This is a genomic window from Sphingomonas sp. BGYR3 (assembly GCF_025153455.1).
Taxonomy (GTDB): domain Bacteria; phylum Pseudomonadota; class Alphaproteobacteria; order Sphingomonadales; family Sphingomonadaceae; genus Sphingomonas.
This window is the reverse complement of record NZ_JANZNT010000001.1, coordinates 1,448,527-1,464,638: the sequence shown is the minus strand read 5'-3', so window position 1 is coordinate 1,464,638 and position 16,112 is coordinate 1,448,527. Positions and strand designations below refer to the sequence as shown.

The following is a 16,112-nucleotide window of genomic DNA, read 5'->3' as shown; positions in this document are numbered from 1 at the left end:
AACCATCATGCAACTGGTCATTGTCGAATCGCCCGCAAAGGCAAAGACGATCGAGAAATATCTGGGCAAGGAGTATCGCGTGCTGGCCAGTTACGGCCATGTCCGCGATCTTCCCGCCCGCGATGGCTCCGTCGACCCGGATCAGGGCTTTGCGATGGAATGGGAAGCCTATGGCGACAAGGCCAAGCAGCTGAAGGCGATTACCGACGCCGCAAAGGGGGCCGACCGGCTGATCCTGGCGACCGACCCGGATCGGGAGGGCGAGGCGATCAGCTGGCACGTGCAGGAGGTGCTGGCCAAGAAAAAGGCGCTGCCCAGGGCGGTGGAGCGCGTGACGTTCAACGCGATCACCAAACCCGCCGTGCTGCACGCCATGGCGCATCCGCGCGAGCTGGATACCGACCTGATCGATGCCTATCGCGCGCGCCGGGCGCTGGATTACCTGGTCGGCTTTACCCTGTCGCCGGTGCTGTGGCGCAAGCTGCCCGGCGCGAAATCGGCGGGCCGCGTCCAGTCGGTGGCGCTGCGGCTGATCGTCGAGCGGGAGCGGGAGATCGAGGGGTTCGTGCCCCAGGAATATTGGTCGGTCATTGCCGATCTGGAACAGGATGCAACCCGGTTCCAGGCGCGGCTGGTGCGGTTCGACGGGCAGAAGATCGACCGGCTGACCATCGGGGACGGCGCGACGGCCGAGCGGGCGAGGGCCGCTGTGGAGGCAGGCCGGTTCAGCGTCGCCAGCGTCGAGACAAAGCCCGCGACGCGCAACCCGCCGCCGCCCTTCACCACATCGACCCTGCAACAGGAAGCGGCGCGCAAGCTCGGCTTTTCGGCCAGCCATACGATGCGCGTGGCGCAGGGCCTGTATGAAGACGGCGCGATCACCTACATGCGGACCGACGGGGTCCAGATGGATGGCAGCGCCATCGATGCCGCGCGCAAGGCGATCGTCGAGCGGTACGATGCGGGCTATGTCCCCGACAAGCCGCGCCAGTATCAGGCCAAGGCCAAGAACGCCCAGGAAGCGCATGAGGCGATCCGCCCCACCGATTTCGCCCGCGACCGGCTGGGGGCTGGCGATCATGCCCGCCTGTACGACCTGATCTGGAAGCGCGCGATGGCCAGCCAGATGGCGTCGGCGCGGATGGAACGCACCACCGTCGAGCTGGAGGAAGGCACCGGCCGCCATGCGCTGCGCGCAACCGGACAGGTGGTGCTCTTTCCCGGCTATCTGGCGCTGTACGAAGAGGGCAAGGACGATGAGGGCGACGAGGAATCCCGCCGCCTGCCGGTGCTGCGCCAGGGCGATACCCCGGCAAAGCTGGGCGTGAATGCCGAACAGCATTTCACCCAGCCGCCGCCGCGCTTTTCCGAAGCATCGTTGGTCAAGCGGCTGGAGGAACTGGGGATCGGCCGCCCGTCCACCTATGCCTCGATCATTCAGGTGCTGAAGGACCGGGCGTATGTCCGCGTCGAAAAGAACCGGTTCTTTGCCGAAGAGAGCGGCCGGTTGCTGACCGCGTTCCTCGAACGGTTCTTCGAAAAATATGTCAGCTATGATTTCACGGCGGGGCTTGAGGAGGAGCTGGACGACGTGTCCGGCGGGCGCGCCGAATGGCAGGCCGTGCTGGATGCGTTCTGGCGCGATTTCAAGCCGCGCACGACTCAGGTCATGGAGTTCAAGCCATCCGAGGTGACGGCGGAGCTGGACCAGTTCCTCGAACCCTATCTGTTTCCCGACAAGGGCGATGGCACCGACCCGCGCCTGTGCCCGAATTGCGGGGTGGGGCGGCTGGCCCTGCGTGGCGGCCGGTTCGGGGCGTTCGTTGCCTGCTCCAACTATCCCGACTGCAAATATACCCGCCGTTTCGCTCAGCCGGGCGGGGCGGATGCGGGCGCGGATACCGAGCCGGAGGCGATCGGCACCGATCCCGAAACCGGCTTGGCGATCGAACGCAAGGCGGGCCGGTTCGGCCCTTATATCCAGCTGGGCGAAGGAGCGGATGCCAAGCGCGCGTCGATCCCCAAGGATCTGCCGGGCGAGCTGGACCTCGACTGGGCGCTGAAGCTGCTGTCCCTGCCGCGCGTCATCGGCAATCACCCCGAAACGGGCGAGCCGATCGAGGCAGCGATCGGACGCTATGGCCCGTATCTGAAGCACGCCGGCAAATATGCGCGGCTGGCCAATACGGCAGAGGTGTTCGAGACGGGCATGAACGCGGCCGTCGTCAAGCTGGCCGAGGCGGCGGCGGGCGGCCGTCCCGCACGCGGCGCGGCGCGTGAGCCGCTGAAGATACTGGGCAAGCACCCGCGCACGGAAGCGGAAATCAAGCTGATGGAGGGCCGCTATGGCCCCTATCTGACCGATGGCGAAACCAACGCCACGCTGCCCAAGTCGGTCGACAAGGACCAGCTCACCCTGGAGGAGGCCGCTCAGCTGATCGATGCCAAGGCAGCGGCGGCACCGGTCAAGAAAAAGCCCGCGAAAAAAGCTGCGACCAAAAAGGCGCCTGCGAAGAAGGTCCCGGCCAAGAAAGCGGCGGCGAAAAAGACGACGGCCTGATCATCCCCCTGCCCGTCTCCGCCAGTATGCGGGACGGGCAGGGGGCGGAGGGCAGGTTACTTCGCCTCGCTGATCATCTGGGCCGCGGCCTCGCTCGACCAGTCCATCGGGCCAACATAGCGCCAGACTTCGCGTCCTTCGGAATCATACAGGATGGTGGTCGGCAGGCTGGCGTTCAGGCCGACGGAAAAGCGCAGGTCCGGATCGAGATAGGGAACCAGGTTCAGCAGCTTTGCCTTTTCCAGGTACGGCAGCACCTTTTTCGCCCCGTCCATGTCCTGACTGATGGCCAGCACGGCCAGCTTGCCCGTCTCCCGCTTGGCCAGTGCGTCCAGCGTCGGCATCTCCGCGACACAGGGCGCGCACCATGTGGCCCACAGGTTGACCAGCACCGGCTTGCCCTTGAACGTTGCCAGCGTCAGCGATTTGCCATCGGCATCGGTAAAGGCATAATCCGGGGCAGGCGTGCCCACCTGGGTACGGTCCTGCGTCCCCTTTGTCTCTGCCACCGCGTTGCTGATCGGTGGCGTGCTGTTGTCTGCGCCTTGCCCAGCGTCGCCGGATTGCCTATCGCAACCGCCGATTGCCGCCGCCACGAACAGAACAGGCAGGACGCCCAACCGAATGACCAACGCTCATACTCCTGTTTCCGGTGGCGCCAACACCATGTGGGGCGGGCGGTTTGCCGAGGGACCGTCGGCCGTGATGCGGGAGATAAATGCCTCCATCCCGTTCGACAAGCGGCTGTGGCAACAGGATGTCGCCGGATCGAAAGCCCATGTCGAAATGCTGGGCGCGACGGGCATCCTGTCGGCAGACGATGCCGCGACGATCGCCGCCGGTCTGGATGCCGTGGCCGCCGACTATGCTGCCAATGGCGTGGCAGAGGATCTGGCGCTGGAAGACATCCATATGCAGACCGAGGCGCGGCTGGCCGAGAAGATCGGGCCGGTCGCTGGCCGCCTGCACACCGCGCGCAGCCGCAATGATCAGGTGGCGACCGATTTCCGCCTGTGGGTGCGCGATGCCATCGATGCGGTGGATGCCGGGCTGAAGGCGCTGCAACTGGCGCTGCTGGCGCGGGCAGAGGACCATGCCGACAGCGTGATGCCCGGCTTTACCCATCTGCAGAGCGCGCAGCCGGTGACGCTGGGCCATCACCTGATGGCGTATGTCGAGATGGTAGCGCGCGACCGCAGCCGGTTTGCCGATGCGCGGATGCGGATGAACCGCTGTCCGCTGGGCAGCGCGGCGCTGGCCGGAACCGGATTTCCCATCGATCGCCACCGCACTGCCGCCGCGCTTGGCTTTGACGGGCCGACCGACAATTCGCTGGATGCGGTTTCCGACCGCGACTTTGCGCTGGATTACCTGATGAGCGCGGCGCAGGCGTCGCTGCACCTGTCGCGGCTGGCGGAAGAGTTCATCATCTGGGCCAGCCAGCCCTTCGGCTTTGTCCGCCTGTCCGACCAATGGTCGACCGGCAGCTCGATCATGCCGCAAAAGCGCAATCCCGATGCGGCCGAGCTGGTGCGCGGTCATTCGGGGCGGATCATCGGGTGCCTGACCAGCCTGATGATCACCATGAAGGGCCTGCCGCTCGCCTATTCAAAGGACATGCAGGACGACAAGCCGCCGGTGTTCGAGGCGCATGACCTCTTGGCGCTGTCGATCGCGGCGATGACCGGCATGGTGGAAAGCGCGACGTTCCGCACCGACCGGATGCGCGCACTGGCCGAAAGCGGCTTTGCCACCGCAACCGATCTTGCCGACTGGCTGGTGCGCGAGGCGGGCGTGCCGTTCCGCGAGGCGCATCACATCACCGGCCGCGCCGTTGCGGCGGCGGAGGGCGCGGGTTGCCGGCTGGACCAGTTGCCGCTGGAGGTGCTGACCGGTGTGGACCCGCGCATTGACGCGCGCGTTTACGACGTGTTGAGCGTTGACGCATCGGTGGCCAGCCGGACCAGCCATGGCGGCACCGCCCCGGTGCGCGTGCGCGAGGCGATCGCGGCTGCGCGGGCAAGGGTCGAGGAGAAGTGACGATGCGCCGTGTTGCCGTGATCCTGACAGGCGCGCTGGCGCTGTCGCTGGCCGCTTGCGGTGCCAAGCGGGACCTGCGCCCCGCCGATGGGCGGTCGCTGCCCGTCGCGCCCTATGGCGCGGTGGAAACGCCGGGGCCGACGGACTTGACCACGCCGCCCATCGATGCCCGGCCAAAACGCGGGGATCAGACGCTGACCCAGTCGGAGGATCGCCCCGCCGATCCATTTGACCTGCCCCCCACCCGCTGAACCGAGAACCATGGACCATTTCACCTATCGCGACGGCGAGCTGTTTGCCGAAGACATCCCCCTGTCCCGCATCGCGGCAGAGGTCGGTACGCCCTGTTACGTCTATTCGCAGGCGACGTTCGAACGCCATGCACAGGTGTTCCGCGACGGGCTGAACGCCGTGGAAGCGCCGGTCCACATCGCGTTTGCGATCAAGTCCAACCCCAATCTGGGCGTGCTGCGCGTCCTGGCCAATCAGGGGTTCGGCGCTGACGTGGTGTCGGCGGGCGAAATGCACCGCGCCATCGCGGCGGGCATCGCCCCGTCGGAAATCGTGTTTTCCGGCGTCGGCAAGTCCGAGCGTGAGCTGATCGCCGCGCTGGATGCCGGCATCGGCCAGTTCAACCTGGAGCTGGAGGAAGAGGGCGTCGTCCTGTCGCGCCTGGCCGCAGAGCGTGGCATCCGCGCCCCCTGTGTCATTCGCGTCAATCCCGATGTCGATGCCCGCACCCATGCCAAGATTTCGACCGGCAAGGCGGAGAACAAGTTCGGCCTGCCGATCAGCGATGCGCGCGCGATTTTCGACCGGCTGGCCCCGCTGCCCGGCCTGACCCTGCGCGGGGTGGCGTGCCATATCGGCAGCCAGCTGGGCACGCTGGAGCCGCTGCGCGCCGCCTATATCAAGATCGGCGAGCTGGTTCAGGAACTGCGCGCCGCAGGGCACATGGTCACCCATGTCGATCTGGGCGGCGGGCTGGGCGTGCCCTATCGCCCGGCGGACAGTTTCCCCAGCCCCGCCGACTATGGCGCGATGGTGGCAGAGGTGACCCGCGGCTGGAACGTCACGCTGATGTTCGAACCGGGGCGGGTGATCGCGGGCAATGCCGGCGTGCTGCTGACCGAAGTGCTGTGGGTGAAGCCGGGGGTCGCCAATCCCTATGTCATCGTCGATGCGGCGATGAACGACCTGATGCGGCCGGCGCTGTACGATGCCTATCACGATTTCGTGGCCGTGCGGCCGGATGGCGAGCGGATGACCGCGAACATCGCCGGGCCGGTCTGCGAAAGCGGCGACACCTTTGCCATGGGCCGGGACATCGACCGGGTGGCGCGCGGCGATCTGGCCGTGCTGCGTACCGCCGGTGCCTATGGCGCGACCATGGCCAGCACCTATAACAGCCGCGACCTGGTGCCCGAGGTGCTGGTCAATGGCGACCGCTATGCCGTGGTTGCCGATCGCATCCCCGCCGGCACGGTGATGGCCGCCGAGCGCGTGCCGGAGTGGCTGAAGGCATGACGCTGAACGGCCTGCCCATGCTGATGAAGCTGGCAGGTCGCCCGGTCATCCTGGCGGGCGATGGCGAGGCGGCGGACGCCAAGCGTCGCCTGCTGGAACGGGCGGGGGCGATTGTCGCGCCCATCGACCACCCCTGTGCGCGGCTGGCCATCGTCGCGATGGAGGATGAGGCCGCGGCAATGGCGGCGATTGCCACGCTGCGGGCGCGCGGCGTGCTGATCAACGCGGTCGACCGGCCGGACCAGTGCGATTTCACGCTGCCCGCCATTGTCGACCGTTCGCCCGTGCTGATCGCGATTTCGACGGGCGGTGCATCGGCGGGCCTTGCCGCTGCCCTGCGTCAGCGGCTGGAGGCGATGATCCCGGCCGATCTGGGCCGACTGGCCGAGGCGCTGAATGCCGCGCGTGCGGTGCTCAAATCGCGGCTGCCCGATGGCGGCGAGCGGCGGCGGGCGCTGGCGTCGGCGCTGGCGGCGGGCGGGGCGATCGATCCGCTGGCAACGGGCAGCGCCGATCGCGCACCGGACTGGGCAGCGGGCGGCGCGGCGCGACCGGCGGCAGAGCTGGTGCGGCTGTCGCTGGCATCGCCCGATCCCGATGCGCTGACGCTGCGCCAGGCACGGCTGCTGGCCAGTGCCGACCGGGTGACGCATCGCCCGGACGTGCCGGCCGCCATCCTTGACCGGGCACGAGCCGATGCCGTGCGGGTGGCGACTGCCGAACCGCCCGCCGACCGTCCCGACGGGCTGTGGATTGATGTGGAGATGCGGGCATGACCCACGCGCTGGTCGTCGATGCGGGCGGGGCGGTTCACGCGATGGACCGCGATGCCGCGCTGGCGGCAACGGGATCGCTGATCTGGGTGCATCTGGACCGAGATCATGCCGATACCCTGACCTGGCTTCAGGGCAGGGCGCACCTGCCCGACGCCGCGATCGATGCCCTGACCGCGACCGAAACCCGACCGCGCTGCGAGGCCGTAGGGGACGGCGCGCTGGTCAACCTGCGCGGCCTGTCGCCGGATACGGCATCGATGTCAGATCCCTTTGCCTCGGTCCGAATCTATGCTCGCGGATGCCGCGTGATTTCCGTCGCCCGGCTGCCGATGAACTCGATCGACGCCGTATGCGCCGAGGTTCAGGCGGGCGAGATCAAGGATGCGGGCGACCTGATTGCGGCCTTTGCCGATGCGATCACCGCAGAGCTGGATCCCGTGGTCGTCGATCTGGGCGACGAGCTGGATGATTGCGAGGAGGGGATCGACCAGCACCGGCTGTTCGCGTTGCGCCGCGCGGTGGGCCGGGCGCGCGCCCGTGCCATTGGCTATCGCCGGTTCCTGGCGCCGCAGCGCGATGCGCTTGAGCGGCTGGCGGCGTTGCCTGCGGACTGGCTGGCCGAGGATGACCGGCTGCATCTGGCGGCGGCGGCCGACCGTGCAGCGCGGATGGCGGAGGAGCTTGAGGCGATCCGTGAACGTGCTGCGCTGCTCCATGAAACGCTGACCGATCTTCGCGCCGAACAGATCGACCAGCGCGCGCTGATCATTTCCATCGTCGCCATGGTGTTCCTGCCGCTCACCTTTCTGACCGGCCTGCTTGGCATGAATGTCGAGGGGATCCCCTATGCCCGCGAACCCTGGGCATTTTGGGGCGTGGTCGGCATCTGCGTCATCCTTGCGGTGGCGATCGCGGCCTATTTCGCGCGGCGGCACTGGTTGCGCGACTGATCCGGTCAACGGTCGGCCGAATCAAAAGGGTCCGCCGGATCAAAAGGGGGCCGGCATCGCTGCCAGCCCCCCATGTCGCCTGATCCTGTCGTCCCACCCTTTCGGGCGGAACTGCCGGATACCGGGCGGCATCGCCTGTCCCGCCTGACCCCCAGGGGGGTCCGCATTGGACCGGCGTTTCGGTCATCGCTGTTCCGGCGCGGGATCGGACGAGCCCGCGTCGGTTTTACCGATGGCCAGCGGACCTTCCGGCTTTCGCCATTCCGTCCGCTTCTGGCTGAGAGTGGAGCCGCCAGTGCCCTCGTCCGCCTCTTGCGTTGCCGCATCTTCGGCCGAGCGAACCACCTGCCCTTCATCAACCCGCCCCATGCACCCTTTCGGCTGCCTGTGGCTGAACCTTTCTTTCCGTTCCCTGGGCATCGGCCTGGCTTGCACCCGGCGATTGCGCGTCTGGAACCGTCCGTCCGGTTCGACTTGGCACCATCATGCGGTTTGCTTGCGCCACCAGCATTGGATATCAAGCCGTCAACTCGTTGATTTCGCTTCGATTTCTCGATGCTCCATCGCCGCTCTGACCCTTGGATGGTCTCACTCGATGCGAGTCGCACCAAGGGTGATTCGCGCCCGCGTGACTGTGAGTCCTGTGGATAACGGGGATAACTATCCCGCTGGCTGCCATCCGGGCGGGGCCAGGTCGAAACCGGCAAAATCGAACCCCGGCACGACGATGCAGCTCACTAGCGCGCCGTGCGGCCCGGCCTCTGCCGATTGCCACCAGCCGGCGGGCACGATGTGCTGCGGCTGGTAGCCATGCGCGGGATCATTGCCAAGGACGATGCGCTGCACCGGACCGTTTTCGTCGGGCGCGACGGCCAGCCGCAGCGGCGATCCGCCGTGCCACAACCATAGCTCATCGGCGTCGACGCGGTGCCAATGCGATTTGCCGCCGCCATCCAGGGCATAGAGAATCGCGGTCGCGGCGGCCCGTTCGTTCGGTTCGCCGCTCTTTCGCCACGTCTCACGGTACCATCCGCCCTCCGGATGCGGCTGTAACGAATGCTGACGAACCCATTCATCGACCATAAAAGCGCACCCCGCCATTGTCCCTTTCAACGGTTCGGAAAGAAAAACGGCTGAATTCCGCCATTTCTTTCATTCCGTTCATGCAACCTTCGTCCAGATCGGGCGTTTGTTGCCCGTAACGAGATTTAGAAGGGAGTAGACCCATGCGTAACCTTATTCTTGCCGCTGTCGCCGCCGCCGTTGCCCTGCCGACCGCCGCTGTGATCCCGACCCCCGATGCCCATGCCGAGGCACGCGACGGTCGCTACAAGTATCGCGAATGGCGCGGTCGTGATGGTCGCCGCTATTGCCGCAAGCCCGATGGCACGACCGGTCTGGTCGTCGGTGGTGTGGCAGGCGCGCTGGTCGGTCGCACGATCGACACCCGCGGCGACCGTACGGTTGGTACGCTGCTCGGCGCCGCTGCCGGTGCAGTCGCCGGCCGCGAGATCGAACGTTCCGGTTCGCGTTGCCGCTAATGGGCCGATAACGGCCTGATGCACGGGCGGGGAGCCAAATGGCTTCCCGCCCGTTTTGCATCCATCACCAAGGAGACATCGACATGAACAAGGTGCTGGCCGCGGCAATCGCGGTATCGGCGGCGTCGCTTGGCGCCTGCAATCAATATGGCGACGGCTATGGTTATGGTCCCGGATATGCCGGTGACCGGGGCGACTGGGATGCCGCCCGCTATTATCGCGACGATCCGCGCTATTCCGAGCGGCGGCTGGGCCGCAACGACGCGATCTATCGCGGGCGCGACGGGCGCTATTATTGCCGCCGCGACGATGGCACCAGCGGCCTGATCATCGGCGGCGTGGCCGGCGGTGTGCTGGGCAATATCATTGCACCGGGCGGGTCAAAGACGATCGGCACGATCCTGGGCGGGGCGGCGGGTGCCGTGCTGGGCCAGCAGGTCGACCGGGGCGATGTGCGCTGTCGCTGACCGGTCCGGTCAGCCAAGCCCGTCCCAGACAAGCTTGATGCCGACCGCGATCATCAGGACGTAGATCAGCTTTTCAAATGGTTCGTGCGGCACCCGTCGCACGAGCCATACGCCTGCCAGCGTCGATGCGACCGCGATCGGAATCAGGATTGCGGCGACAGGCAGCGCCGACCCGTCAAACTGCCCCAATGCCCAGTAACCAGGCAGTTTCAGCAGATTGACCAGGGCAAAGAAGATCGCCGTCGTGCCGACAAGGATATCGCGCGGCAACTTCATCGGCATCACCCACAGCTGAAAGGGCGGCGCCCCGGCATGGGCGACATGGCTGGTAAAGCCGGATGCGATGCCCAGCATCGTGCCGACCCAGCCCGGCGTTCGGCGCGCAGGGACCGTGCCGCGCCGATTCAGCCATAGCCGCCAGCCGCCGAACAGGATCGATATGCCGCCGACCATCGCCAGCACGGCGTCGGCGGACACGCGGGCCGAAAACGCCCAGCCCGCGCCGATGCCGATGATCGCGCCGGGCAGCGCCCAGCCGATGACCCGCCAATCCACGTTGCGGCGAAAGGCCCAGACGCCGACCGCGTCCTGAACGATCAGGATGGGCAGCAGGATCGCGGCGGCCAGCACCGGGTCGATCACCGTTGCCATCATCGGCAGGCTGAGCGAGCCGGCACCGGCAAAGCCGCCCTTGCTAAGGCCAAGCAGTACCACCGCCGGAATGGCGATCGCCCAGAACCACGGATCCTGAATCAAAGTCCGCGACCGTTCGCGATCCGGGCCAGCTGTGCCGTTATCTTGAGCAGGACGACGATGATGGCCGCGGCAAAGCCCGCCAGCGCCAGCACGGCCCAGGTCAGCGCCTCTGCCCAGCGGCGCATCTCGTCATCCGCCATCGCGGAAACGGTGCCATCGCTCACCGCTTGCCCCGTCGGTTGGGGATTGTTCGCATCGCGCGGCTCGCCGGGGGTGGGGGCGATCCGCGTCGGACCGATCGGCCGTTCCGGCGTGACCGGGCGCAGGGGCCGTTCGCTGGTGACCGGCCCGTCCGGGACGCCCGGTGTCGCCGACTGTCGGATATCGGCGCTAATCGACAGGATCGACAGCAGCATCGAGTAGGTCGCCAGCCCCGACAGGATCAGAAACAGCGTCCGGCCGATCCAGTCGGCGGCGCCCCTCACGCGCTCATTTCGTCCAGCTTGGCCCGGCGCTTGGCAGTGGCCTGCCGCACCCCGGCATTGCCGCCCGCGCGCAACTGCGCCTTCAGCACCTCTGGCTCAGGCGCAATCAGAAATCCGAAGCTGACCGTACCCTGCTTGGTTTCCACCGCATGATGCAGGCGATGGGCAGAGATGATCTTCTTCATGTAGCGCGACTTGGGAATATACCGGATCGGAATGCGCCGATGGACGATGAAGTCGTGGAAGCCGAGATAGATCATGCCATAGGCAGCGATGCCGGCACCGATCCATACCGTGATGCTGTCCCAGCCCCAATACAGGCCACCGACCATCAGCAGGATGGATGGCGTTGCAAAGATCACGAAATACAGGTCGTTCAGTTCCCAGTTGCCTTCACGCGGTTCGTGATGGCTTTTGTGCAGGAACCAGCCCGGCCCATGCATCACCCAGCGGTGCATGACATAGGCAAAGCCTTCCATCGCGGCGACCGTGGCCAGAAAGGCGAGAAATCCGATTGCGACGTTCATGCAGCCGGATATAGCCGCACGCCATGCGTTTTGCGAGCCTTGCCGCACTAGGTCTTTGGGCCATGCTGCTGACTGGTTGCGCCGTGCCGGAGGCGCGGTTGCGGGCCGGATTGATCGATGCCGGCCTGTCCCGGCCGCTGTCGGCGTGCATGGCGGAGCGGATGGTGGACCGGCTGAACCTGGCGCAGCTGCGCCGCATGGGCGACCTGCCCCGGGCGCGCGATGCGGTGACGATGGACCGCTTTCTGCGCCGCGTGCGGGCGCTGGGCGATCCGGAAATCTGGACGGTGACCAGCACGTCGGCCGCCATTTGCGCCGTTTCGGGATAATCTTTGCAACTGCATCGCAACTGCAAACGCCGGGGGTGGATTCGCGGCCACGCCTGTGCTTTAGCGAGCGCCGACCGATCCGACCCCTTGAACGCAGAAAGGGCCAGCGCATGAACATTCACGAATATCAGGCCAAGGAACTGCTCGCCAAGTTCGGCGTGCCCGTCCCCGCCGGCTTTGCCGCACTGACCGTCGAAGAAGCCGTCGCGGCGTCCAAGAAGCTGCCCGGGCCGCTCTATGTGGTGAAGGCCCAGATCCATGCCGGTGGCCGCGGCAAGGGCAAATTCAAGGAACTGCCGGCCGAGGCGAAGGGCGGTGTCCGCCTGGCCAAGACCGAGGACGAGGTGCGCCACGCCGCCACCGAAATGCTGGGCAACACGCTGGTGACGATCCAGACCGGCGATGCCGGCAAGCAGGTCAACCGCCTGTATGTGACCGACGGCGTCGACATTGCCAAGGAATTCTACCTTGCGCTGCTGGTCGATCGCGCGACCGGCCGGGTGGCGTTCGTCGTGTCGACCGAAGGCGGCATGGACATCGAAACCGTCGCTCATGATACGCCGGAAAAAATCCACACCTTTGCCGTCGATCCGGCGACCGGGTTCCAGCCGCATCATGGCCGCGCCGTTGCCAAGGCGCTGGGCCTTTCGGGCGACCTGGCCAAGCAGGCGCAGAGCCTCGCGTCGAAGGTGTATGACGCGTTCCTGGGCACCGATGCCAGCCAGATCGAAATCAACCCGCTGGCCGTCACCGACGACAACAAGCTCTTGGTGCTGGATGCCAAGGTCGGGTTCGATTCCAACGCGATGTTCCGCCACCCGGACCTGATGGAACTGCGCGACGAAACCGAAGAAGATCCGATGGAGCTGGAGGCGTCGAAGTACGACCTGGCCTACATCAAGCTCGACGGCGATATCGGCTGCATGGTCAACGGCGCTGGCCTGGCCATGGCGACGATGGACATCATCAAGCTGAACGGCATGTTCCCCGCCAACTTCCTGGACGTCGGCGGCGGCGCATCGAAGGAAAAGGTGACGGCCGCGTTTAAGATCATCCTGTCCGATCCGGCGGTGAAGGGCATTCTGGTCAACATCTTTGGCGGCATCATGCGCTGCGACATCATTGCCGAGGGCATTGTCGCCGCCGCCAAGGAAGTGAACCTCTCGGTGCCGCTGGTCGTGCGGCTTGAGGGCACGAACGTGCAGCAGGGCAAGGACATCCTGGCCAATTCCGGCCTGGCGATCGTCCCCGCCAACGATCTGGGCGATGCCGCCAAGAAGATCGTGGCAGAGGTGAAGAACGCCGCCTGATCCAGCCATTGCAGAACGGCTAATGGGGCCGGGACAGCGATGTCCCGGTCCCTTCGTGCATTGTGCGCCGGATGAGTCGCGGATATGGTCGGCGCAATCGTTCGCAAGGGCCAAGGATTCCGTACCGGACTTGCGAAACACACGGTCAAGCGCCATTTTCCCGGCAGGCAATGCCGATGAAAACAGGTGCGCAGGAAAGGACGCCGGATGAAGTTGCTGGTACCGGTCAAGCGAGTGCTTGATTACAATGTGAAGCCTCGTGTGAAGGCGGACGGGTCTGGCGTGGACCTGTCGAACGTCAAGATGAGCATGAACCCGTTCTGCGAGATTGCGGTCGAGGAGGCGGTTCGACTGAAGGAGAAGGGCGCTGCGACCGAGGTGGTTGTGGTGTCGATCGGCGAGGCGAAATGCGCCGAGACGCTGCGCACCGCGCTGGCGATGGGCGCGGACCGGGCGATCCATGTGCAGACGGATGTGCGGGTCGAGCCGCTGGGCGTTGCCAAGATCCTGGCCAAGATCGTCGAGGAAGAGCAGCCGGGCCTGGTGATCCTGGGCAAGCAGGCGATCGACGATGACAACAACCAGACGGGCCAGATGCTGGCCGCGCTGACCGGGCGCGGGCAGGGGACGTTTGCCAGCAAGGTCGAGGTGGACGGCGACGCTGTTGCCGTGACGCGCGAGGTCGATGGCGGGCTGGAGACGGTGCGGCTGGCGCTGCCGGCGATCGTGACCACGGACCTGCGCCTGAACGAGCCGCGCTATGCCAGCCTGCCCAACATCATGAAGGCCAAGTCCAAGCCGCTGGCGGCCAGGACGCCTGAGGACTACGGCGTCGACGTGTCGCCGCGCCTGACCACGCTGAAGGTGACAGAGCCGCCGAAGCGGACGGCGGGCATCAAGGTTGCCGATGTGGATGAACTGGTGGGCAAGCTGAAGGCGATGGGAGTTGCGGCATGAGCGTTCTGGTCTGGGTCGAACATGACGGTCAGTCGGTCAAGGACGCGACGCTGAGCGCGGTGACTGCTGCGGCCAAACTGGGCGAGGTGCATCTGCTGGTTGCCGGCGCTGGCGTGACCGGCGTGGCGCAGGCCGCAGCGCAGATCGCCGGCGTGGCCAAGGTGCACGTCGCCGACGATGCCGCCTATGGCCATGGCCTGGCCGAGAATGTCGCACCGCTGGTCGCCGGGCTGATGGCCGGGTTCGACGCCTTTGTCGCGCCCGCCACGACGACGGGCAAGAACATCGCGCCGCGCGTTGCCGCGCTGCTCGATGTCATGCAGATCAGCGACATCCTGTCGGTGGAGAGCGCGGATACGTTCACCCGGCCCATCTATGCCGGTAACGCCATCGCCACCGTGCAGTCGGCCGATGCCAAAAAGGTGATCACGGTGCGCGGCACCGCGTTCGACAAGGCGGCGGCGAGCGGCGGATCGGCCCCGGTCGAACCGGTGGCCGCCACCGGCGATGCGGGCCTGTCCAGCTTTGTCTCTGCCGAGATCGCCAAATCCGAGCGGCCCGAGCTGACCAGTGCGAAGATCATCGTGTCGGGCGGCCGCGCGCTGGGATCGGGCGAGCAGTTCCATGCGCTGATCGAGCCGCTGGCCGACAAGCTGGGCGCAGCGGTCGGCGCGAGCCGCGCGGCGGTGGATGCAGGCTATGTCCCCAACGATTATCAGGTCGGCCAGACGGGCAAGATCGTCGCGCCGCAGGTCTATCTGGCCATCGGCATCTCTGGCGCGATCCAGCACCTGGCGGGCATGAAGGACAGCAAGACGATCATCGCCATCAACAAGGATGAGGACGCCCCCATCTTCCAGGTCGCCGATATCGGCCTGGTCGGCGATCTGTTCAAAATCGTCCCGGAACTCACCGAAAAATTGTGAGCGAAAATGGCCCGGTCCGGCAGCTTCGAGCCTGCCGGACCGGGATTAACCAGATTTTCAGCCCTGGTGCGGTACCCACAGGGCATCATGCTGAACATGGTATGCCAGATCGGCGTCGTGCCGCCCCCAGCCGTGGATGGCCGTCGCCATCCGCGCCATGAGGTTGCGGTAGGCGCGGCGATGCGCACGGCGGGCCAGGGACGCTTCGGCGCCGTGCTTCAGGACCTGTCGGTTGCCGGATGCCGGATCGTCACATCCACCCCGATGCACGTCGGCGAGCGCGTGTTCGTGCGGCTGCCGGGATTTCAGGCATTTGTCGGCGAAATCGTGTGGATCGAGAACGGTCAGGCCGGTGTCCTGTTCGACGTTGCGCTGCATCCGGCGGTTGTCGACCATATCTGTCAGCCGACAACGCGTCGCTGACCCGCGGCGACCCGGACGATCAGCGTCTGGCAGCGAACGCCATCACCTGCTGCATCATCACATCGATCCCGCCCGCCGACTCGGCCAGCCAGTCGCTGTTGCCGACCGTGTTGATTGCAACACCCATTGGCGTCGGCCATCCGCGAAGGGCATGAACGACGGTCCGCAGCGCCTGCATGGTCGATACCGCCGCCTGCCAACCAGCCGCTGTGGCGATCACGCCGACCGGCAATCCGTCCAGATAGGGGCGGGCATCGCCCCGCGTCAGTTCGATATGATCGAGCGCGTTCTTGACCAGGCCGGACAAGGTGCCGTGATAGCCGGGCGATCCGATGACCAGTCCGTCCGCCGAGCGCACCGTGTTGATAAAGGCGCGGATCAGATCATTGTCCATCGCCGATTCCGGGTCGAAATTCGGGAAATCGATCGCCGGACCGGTCAGCAAGGTGGTGCGCGCGCCCGCCGCCTGAGCCGCATCCAGTGCGCGGGACAGGGCAGCGGCCGTGCCCGACAACGGGCGGAGCGTGCCACCGATGGCGACGATATGCGGCTGGGTCATGCGGTGGAGCGCTAGCCCATGGCTGCACTGCTTTCTAGC

20 protein-coding genes are annotated in these 16,112 nt (G+C 66.2%); 13 read left to right on the top strand and 7 right to left on the bottom strand.

The window, feature by feature from the left end:
* Positions 1–7: 7 nt before the first annotated feature.
* Positions 8–2,560, top strand: a complete 2,553-nt coding sequence (gene topA / locus NYR55_RS06845; RefSeq protein ID WP_260020453.1) for a type I DNA topoisomerase — start codon at positions 8–10, stop codon at positions 2,558–2,560.
* A gap of 56 nt (positions 2,561–2,616) precedes the next feature.
* Here topA and NYR55_RS06840 read toward each other — a convergent pair whose 3' ends face one another.
* Entirely contained in the window at positions 2,617–3,069 is a 453-nt protein-coding gene (locus NYR55_RS06840) for a TlpA disulfide reductase family protein (protein WP_260020452.1), read from the bottom strand.
* Between the two features lie 157 nt (positions 3,070–3,226).
* On the opposite strand from NYR55_RS06840, the gene argH reads away from it, so the two are divergent.
* Genes argH through NYR55_RS06815 form a run of 5 tightly spaced genes read left to right on the top strand, consistent with a single transcriptional unit; the run spans position 3,227 to position 7,853 of the window.
* On the top strand, positions 3,227–4,600 hold the full coding sequence (argH, locus tag NYR55_RS06835) for an argininosuccinate lyase (RefSeq protein ID WP_260021584.1): 1,374 nt from the start codon (positions 3,227–3,229) through the stop codon (positions 4,598–4,600).
* A gap of 2 nt (positions 4,601–4,602) precedes the next feature.
* Entirely contained in the window at positions 4,603–4,851 is a 249-nt protein-coding gene (locus NYR55_RS06830) for a hypothetical protein (RefSeq protein ID WP_260020451.1), read from the top strand.
* A 10-nt stretch (positions 4,852–4,861) separates the two neighbouring features.
* Positions 4,862–6,127 carry a diaminopimelate decarboxylase gene (lysA, locus tag NYR55_RS06825; protein WP_260020450.1) on the top strand — a complete coding sequence of 422 codons (1,266 nt, stop codon included), beginning with the start codon at positions 4,862–4,864 and terminating at the stop codon, positions 6,125–6,127.
* Positions 6,124–6,903 carry an NAD(P)-dependent oxidoreductase gene (locus NYR55_RS06820; RefSeq protein WP_260020449.1) on the top strand — a complete coding sequence of 260 codons (780 nt, stop codon included), beginning with the start codon at positions 6,124–6,126 and terminating at the stop codon, positions 6,901–6,903. The genes lysA and NYR55_RS06820 overlap by 4 nt, the downstream gene beginning before the upstream one ends.
* A complete protein-coding gene (locus NYR55_RS06815; RefSeq protein ID WP_260020448.1) occupies positions 6,900–7,853 on the top strand; it encodes a zinc transporter ZntB in 954 nt (317 codons plus the stop codon). The genes NYR55_RS06820 and NYR55_RS06815 overlap by 4 nt, the downstream gene beginning before the upstream one ends.
* A 183-nt stretch (positions 7,854–8,036) precedes the next feature.
* Here the strand turns inward: NYR55_RS06815 and NYR55_RS06810 are convergent, their stop codons facing one another.
* Positions 8,037–8,222 carry a hypothetical protein gene (locus NYR55_RS06810; RefSeq protein ID WP_260020447.1) on the bottom strand — a complete coding sequence of 62 codons (186 nt, stop codon included), beginning with the start codon at positions 8,220–8,222 and terminating at the stop codon, positions 8,037–8,039.
* Between the two features lie 291 nt (positions 8,223–8,513).
* Complete coding sequence (locus tag NYR55_RS06805) at positions 8,514–8,936, bottom strand: cupin domain-containing protein (RefSeq protein WP_260020446.1); 423 nt, start codon at positions 8,934–8,936, stop codon at positions 8,514–8,516.
* Between the two features lie 143 nt (positions 8,937–9,079).
* Between NYR55_RS06805 and NYR55_RS06800 the strand changes: the two genes are divergently transcribed.
* Both NYR55_RS06800 and NYR55_RS06795 read left to right on the top strand, forming a co-directional pair.
* The gene (locus tag NYR55_RS06800; RefSeq protein ID WP_260020445.1) at positions 9,080–9,394 is read left to right on the top strand and encodes a glycine zipper 2TM domain-containing protein; all 315 of its coding nucleotides are present in this window, start codon (positions 9,080–9,082) and stop codon (positions 9,392–9,394) included.
* An 83-nt stretch (positions 9,395–9,477) separates the two neighbouring features.
* A complete protein-coding gene (locus tag NYR55_RS06795) occupies positions 9,478–9,861 on the top strand; it encodes a glycine zipper 2TM domain-containing protein (protein WP_260020444.1) in 384 nt (127 codons plus the stop codon).
* A 9-nt stretch (positions 9,862–9,870) separates the two neighbouring features.
* Here the strand turns inward: NYR55_RS06795 and NYR55_RS06790 are convergent, their stop codons facing one another.
* The 3 genes from NYR55_RS06790 to NYR55_RS06780 are packed head-to-tail and all read right to left on the bottom strand — an operon-like array spanning position 9,871 to position 11,569.
* The gene (locus tag NYR55_RS06790) at positions 9,871–10,617 is read right to left on the bottom strand and encodes a sulfite exporter TauE/SafE family protein (RefSeq protein ID WP_260020443.1); all 747 of its coding nucleotides are present in this window, start codon (positions 10,615–10,617) and stop codon (positions 9,871–9,873) included.
* Positions 10,614–11,042 (bottom strand): hypothetical protein, encoded by a 429-nt coding sequence (locus NYR55_RS06785; protein WP_260020442.1) that lies wholly within the window; start codon positions 11,040–11,042, stop codon positions 10,614–10,616. Before NYR55_RS06785 ends, NYR55_RS06790 begins: the two co-directional genes overlap by 4 nt.
* A complete protein-coding gene (locus tag NYR55_RS06780) occupies positions 11,039–11,569 on the bottom strand; it encodes a sterol desaturase family protein (RefSeq protein WP_260020441.1) in 531 nt (176 codons plus the stop codon). Before NYR55_RS06780 ends, NYR55_RS06785 begins: the two co-directional genes overlap by 4 nt.
* A gap of 23 nt (positions 11,570–11,592) precedes the next feature.
* On the opposite strand from NYR55_RS06780, the gene NYR55_RS06775 reads away from it, so the two are divergent.
* The 5 genes from NYR55_RS06775 (at position 11,593) to NYR55_RS06755 (ending at position 15,514) form a co-directional block, all read left to right on the top strand.
* Positions 11,593–11,898 carry a hypothetical protein gene (locus tag NYR55_RS06775; protein ID WP_260020440.1) on the top strand — a complete coding sequence of 102 codons (306 nt, stop codon included), beginning with the start codon at positions 11,593–11,595 and terminating at the stop codon, positions 11,896–11,898.
* Positions 11,899–12,008: 110 nt separating this feature from the next.
* Positions 12,009–13,208, top strand: a complete 1,200-nt coding sequence (gene sucC, locus NYR55_RS06770; protein ID WP_260020439.1) for an ADP-forming succinate--CoA ligase subunit beta — start codon at positions 12,009–12,011, stop codon at positions 13,206–13,208.
* A gap of 207 nt (positions 13,209–13,415) precedes the next feature.
* Positions 13,416–14,165 (top strand): electron transfer flavoprotein subunit beta/FixA family protein, encoded by a 750-nt coding sequence (locus NYR55_RS06765; protein ID WP_260020438.1) that lies wholly within the window; start codon positions 13,416–13,418, stop codon positions 14,163–14,165.
* A complete protein-coding gene (locus NYR55_RS06760; protein ID WP_260020437.1) occupies positions 14,162–15,091 on the top strand; it encodes an electron transfer flavoprotein subunit alpha/FixB family protein in 930 nt (309 codons plus the stop codon). Before NYR55_RS06765 ends, NYR55_RS06760 begins: the two co-directional genes overlap by 4 nt.
* Before the next feature lie 96 nt (positions 15,092–15,187).
* Complete coding sequence (locus NYR55_RS06755; protein ID WP_260020436.1) at positions 15,188–15,514, top strand: PilZ domain-containing protein; 327 nt, start codon at positions 15,188–15,190, stop codon at positions 15,512–15,514.
* A 19-nt stretch (positions 15,515–15,533) separates the two neighbouring features.
* Here the strand turns inward: NYR55_RS06755 and NYR55_RS06750 are convergent, their stop codons facing one another.
* Positions 15,534–16,073, bottom strand: a complete 540-nt coding sequence (locus NYR55_RS06750) for an NADPH-dependent FMN reductase (protein WP_260020435.1) — start codon at positions 16,071–16,073, stop codon at positions 15,534–15,536.
* Positions 16,074–16,112: the final 39 nt, after the last annotated feature.

Coding starts and splice junctions, on each gene's coding strand:
- NYR55_RS06750 (WP_260020435.1), bottom strand. CDS start 16,073: ATGACCCAGCCGCATATCGTCGCCATCGGTGGCACGCTCCGCCCGTTG.
- topA (WP_260020453.1), top strand. CDS start 8: ATGCAACTGGTCATTGTCGAATCGCCCGCAAAGGCAAAGACGATCGAG.
- sucC (WP_260020439.1), top strand. CDS start 12,009: ATGAACATTCACGAATATCAGGCCAAGGAACTGCTCGCCAAGTTCGGC.
- NYR55_RS06795 (WP_260020444.1), top strand. CDS start 9,478: ATGAACAAGGTGCTGGCCGCGGCAATCGCGGTATCGGCGGCGTCGCTT.
- NYR55_RS06810 (WP_260020447.1), bottom strand. CDS start 8,222: ATGGGGCGGGTTGATGAAGGGCAGGTGGTTCGCTCGGCCGAAGATGCG.
- argH (WP_260021584.1), top strand. CDS start 3,227: ATGTGGGGCGGGCGGTTTGCCGAGGGACCGTCGGCCGTGATGCGGGAG.
- NYR55_RS06765 (WP_260020438.1), top strand. CDS start 13,416: ATGAAGTTGCTGGTACCGGTCAAGCGAGTGCTTGATTACAATGTGAAG.
- NYR55_RS06830 (WP_260020451.1), top strand. CDS start 4,603: ATGCGCCGTGTTGCCGTGATCCTGACAGGCGCGCTGGCGCTGTCGCTG.
- NYR55_RS06755 (WP_260020436.1), top strand. CDS start 15,188: ATGGTATGCCAGATCGGCGTCGTGCCGCCCCCAGCCGTGGATGGCCGT.
- NYR55_RS06820 (WP_260020449.1), top strand. CDS start 6,124: ATGACGCTGAACGGCCTGCCCATGCTGATGAAGCTGGCAGGTCGCCCG.
- NYR55_RS06760 (WP_260020437.1), top strand. CDS start 14,162: ATGAGCGTTCTGGTCTGGGTCGAACATGACGGTCAGTCGGTCAAGGAC.
- NYR55_RS06805 (WP_260020446.1), bottom strand. CDS start 8,936: ATGGTCGATGAATGGGTTCGTCAGCATTCGTTACAGCCGCATCCGGAG.
- NYR55_RS06775 (WP_260020440.1), top strand. CDS start 11,593: ATGCGTTTTGCGAGCCTTGCCGCACTAGGTCTTTGGGCCATGCTGCTG.
- NYR55_RS06800 (WP_260020445.1), top strand. CDS start 9,080: ATGCGTAACCTTATTCTTGCCGCTGTCGCCGCCGCCGTTGCCCTGCCG.
- NYR55_RS06780 (WP_260020441.1), bottom strand. CDS start 11,569: ATGAACGTCGCAATCGGATTTCTCGCCTTTCTGGCCACGGTCGCCGCG.
- NYR55_RS06815 (WP_260020448.1), top strand. CDS start 6,900: ATGACCCACGCGCTGGTCGTCGATGCGGGCGGGGCGGTTCACGCGATG.
- lysA (WP_260020450.1), top strand. CDS start 4,862: ATGGACCATTTCACCTATCGCGACGGCGAGCTGTTTGCCGAAGACATC.